Source organism: Synergistaceae bacterium (genome assembly GCA_012728235.1).
Taxonomy (GTDB): domain Bacteria; phylum Synergistota; class Synergistia; order Synergistales; family Synergistaceae; genus JAAYFL01.
The window spans coordinates 1-3,012 of the sequence record JAAYFL010000074.1 but is presented as its reverse complement, the minus strand read 5'-3'; the positions used below and the strand labels follow the sequence as shown (position 1 = coordinate 3,012).

Below are 3,012 nucleotides of genomic sequence, written 5' to 3'. Positions count from 1 at the left end.
GAGTTCATGCAGCATCTCTGCCTTGTCAGATGGATTGTTTACCGCCGTAAGAAATGGAAACCAGGGGACAATCTCACCATGCCATAGATGTTCAAAGGCTAGCAGAGCAGATCCACCCCAGAGCAGATTGGAGCGCCAGTTCTATTTTTTTGAAAAAGGAACTTTTTTCACCGTGGCAAAATCACCATATTCGGTGGCGATTTTCAGAGTTTTAGCATCTTTTTCCTTTGACTGAATTACCTTTGATGCAACTGTAGTTGCGATGGCTTGGACTGCGGGAACAATAAGACATGCCATAATTATTTCCTCCTTGATGTTATTAATTTAGATAATACTTTGTGTTTATATTCCTTTTATTAGAAACCCATATAAATGGACAGCAAAAAGATAATACGATTTTTTCTAATTATTCACAGTATCCTTTGAAATAATTATAAGTTACATCAACAAGATGAGTCTACTATTATATCTTATTAATTTGCTAGTTGTTAGAAGCGTGTGTTGAAAACAACTTATATATTTTATATCACAAAACAACTAACACTTATAGAAGAAGATCAGAATGACGAAATGATTAGAAAAATTCTTTTAGAAAAAGGATTTGAAATTTACTCGTTGAATCGCGTTAGGCCATCTCTTGAAGATGTCTTTGTCAATCTGATTGAAAAAGAAGATGCACTGTTGGAGAGTGTTAAAAATGAATAATGACAAGATAAGAAAGATTTCAGTTCGTAGACTTATAGCAGTTGTTAAAAAAGAGTTCTTGCACATCATAAGAGATAGCAGAAGTTTAGCTATGGCATTCCTTATGCCTGTCATACTTCTCTTTATTTTTGGCTACGGTATAACTTTGGATATTAAAAATATTAATATGGCAGTTTATGATATGGATAAAACAGTCGAAAGTAGAGAGCTTATAGAAAGATTTAAAGCATCTGGATATTTCAAAATAATTGAAGCTGTGAATTCCAGCAGAGAAATAGATCGTCTTGTCGACCGCAATATAGTTCAGATGGTTCTTGCTATTCCAGAAGGGTTTAGTGGATTCATAAAAAAGAGCGTACCAGTAGACATACAGGCTATTTTTGACGGAAGTGATGCAAACACGACCTCTATTGCAATGGGCTATACAGATGCGATTGCTTCAAGATACTCGCTCTCAAAAGGAGCAAAAAGTCCTTCAGGACAGATCGATCTTAGGCGTCGTGTCTGGTATAATCCGGAGCTAAAAAGGCGCTGGGTCATAATTCCTGGGCTTATTGCCATCATAATGGGCGTGATAAGCGCTCTTCTTACCTCTCTCACTGTTTCGCGAGAATGGGAACAAGGTACTATGGAACAGCTTTTATCGACTCCTATTCATCCCGCGGAACTTTTTTGGGAAAAATAACACCCTACTTTCTTATAGGAATGATAGACCTTCTGATTTCTGTCGCAGTAGGCGTCTGGATATTTGGAGTGCCGCTCAAGGGAAGTCTGTTCTTTCTTCTCGTAGTGTCATCCATTTTTCTAATTGGTGGACTAAGTCTGGGAATACTTATTTCCACTATAGCAAAGTCACAACTCGTAGCTAGTCAGGCAGCATTTGTCTTAACTCTGCTTCCTGCGTTCATGCTTTCGGGATTTCTATACTCTATAGACAACATGCCTCTTTTTATACAAAAAATCACCTACGCAGTCCAGTCGCGTTATTTTGTCACAGTAATGAAGGATATATTTTTAAAAGGAAACCCACCGGTTGTTTTGATTAAAGAGATACTTTTCCTAAGTGCATTTACAGCTGTAGTATTTACAGCAGCTATCAAAAAATTCAAAAAGAATATGGGATAGGACTATTATGGGAGAAAGAATATTACGCTTAATAATCAAAGAATTCATACAGGTTTTGAGAGATCCTCGAATGAAAGCAATGATTTTTGTGCTTCCAATTATACAGCTTTTGATTTTCGGCTATGCAGTCACCACTGATGTAAACAATATCAAGACTATCCTCGTAGACAGCGATAAAAGCGTGCAAAGTCGACAGCTGGTAGAAAGTTTTACTTCTTCTGGACTCTTCACTATTGTTGCGTATTCTGAGAACGACTCTGAAATAACAAAAAGCCTTGATCGAGGCAGAGCTGTAATTGGAGTAAACATTAAAAAAGGTTTTGCTGAAGATATTCTCACCGGAAAACAGCCTGTTGTTCAGATACTTATTGATGGAACAAACTCGAACGATGGCACTTTGGCAATGAATTACGCTCAGCGCATAATTTCTGATTTCGGTAGAGATGGGCAAAGCAAAAATTTGGTTAATGTACAGGGTAGAGCCTGGTACAATCCAGATCTAAAAAGCAGGAACTATAACGTTCCTGGAGTAATAGCTATTATTATATTAATGACATCCCTTCTTCTAACCTCTATGGCTATAGTTAGAGAAAAGGAGATAGGAACAATGGAACAATTGATGGTGACGCCAATGAAACCAATAGAATTTATTCTAGGAAAATCACTGCCCTTCGCTATTATTTGCTTCGTAGATGTAATAATCATAAGTTTTGCTGGTATGGCATGGTTTAAAATACCAATCCGAGGAAGTATGGTGCTACTACTTTTTGCCTCGACGCTATTTCTTATGTCCTGCATTGGCATTGGACTTTTGATCTCCACAATTTCTAAAACACAGCAGGAAGCGCTGATGTCATCTTTTTTCTTTTATTTCCCCGCAGTACTGCTTTCAGGATTCATGTTTCCGATTTCCAATATGCCTGTGCCGGTGCAGTGGATGACAACAATAAACCCGCTTAGATACTTTCTCGTAATAATAAGAGGAATATTTCTCAAGGGAACTGGACTAGCAGAGCTATGGACGCAGCTGGTCGCACTTGCACTTTTAGGAACTTTCTTTCTTCTCTTCAGTGTCTCCAGATTCAAGAAGACAGTAGATTAAACGACGAAACAGAAAAACATTTTTGTTTGAGCACTCCCACTAGAGAGGACTTTATTATGATAAAGAGCATGAGAATAAGT

At 37.7% G+C, this 3,012-nt stretch carries 2 protein-coding genes and 1 pseudogene; 2 read left to right on the top strand and 1 reads right to left on the bottom strand.

Going from position 1 to position 3,012, the window contains the following annotated elements; translation table 11 throughout:
- Positions 1-141: 141 nt before the first annotated feature.
- Positions 142-297 (bottom strand): hypothetical protein, encoded by a 156-nt coding sequence (locus GXZ13_05380; protein NLX75245.1) that lies wholly within the window; start codon positions 295-297, stop codon positions 142-144.
- Positions 298-721: 424 nt separating this feature from the next.
- Here GXZ13_05380 and GXZ13_05375 point away from each other — a divergent pair.
- A pseudogene (locus GXZ13_05375) lies at positions 722-1,830 on the top strand (ABC transporter permease).
- Between the two features lie 7 nt (positions 1,831-1,837).
- Entirely contained in the window at positions 1,838-2,932 is a 1,095-nt protein-coding gene (locus tag GXZ13_05370) for an ABC transporter permease (GenBank protein NLX75244.1), read from the top strand.
- Positions 2,933-3,012: the final 80 nt, after the last annotated feature.

Bases quoted from the DNA above. Each gene is read 5' to 3' on its own strand.
- GXZ13_05380 (NLX75245.1), bottom strand. From the start codon at position 297: ATGGCATGTCTTATTGTTCCCGCAGTCCAAGCCATCGCAACTACAGTT.
- GXZ13_05370 (NLX75244.1), top strand. From the start codon at position 1,838: ATGGGAGAAAGAATATTACGCTTAATAATCAAAGAATTCATACAGGTT.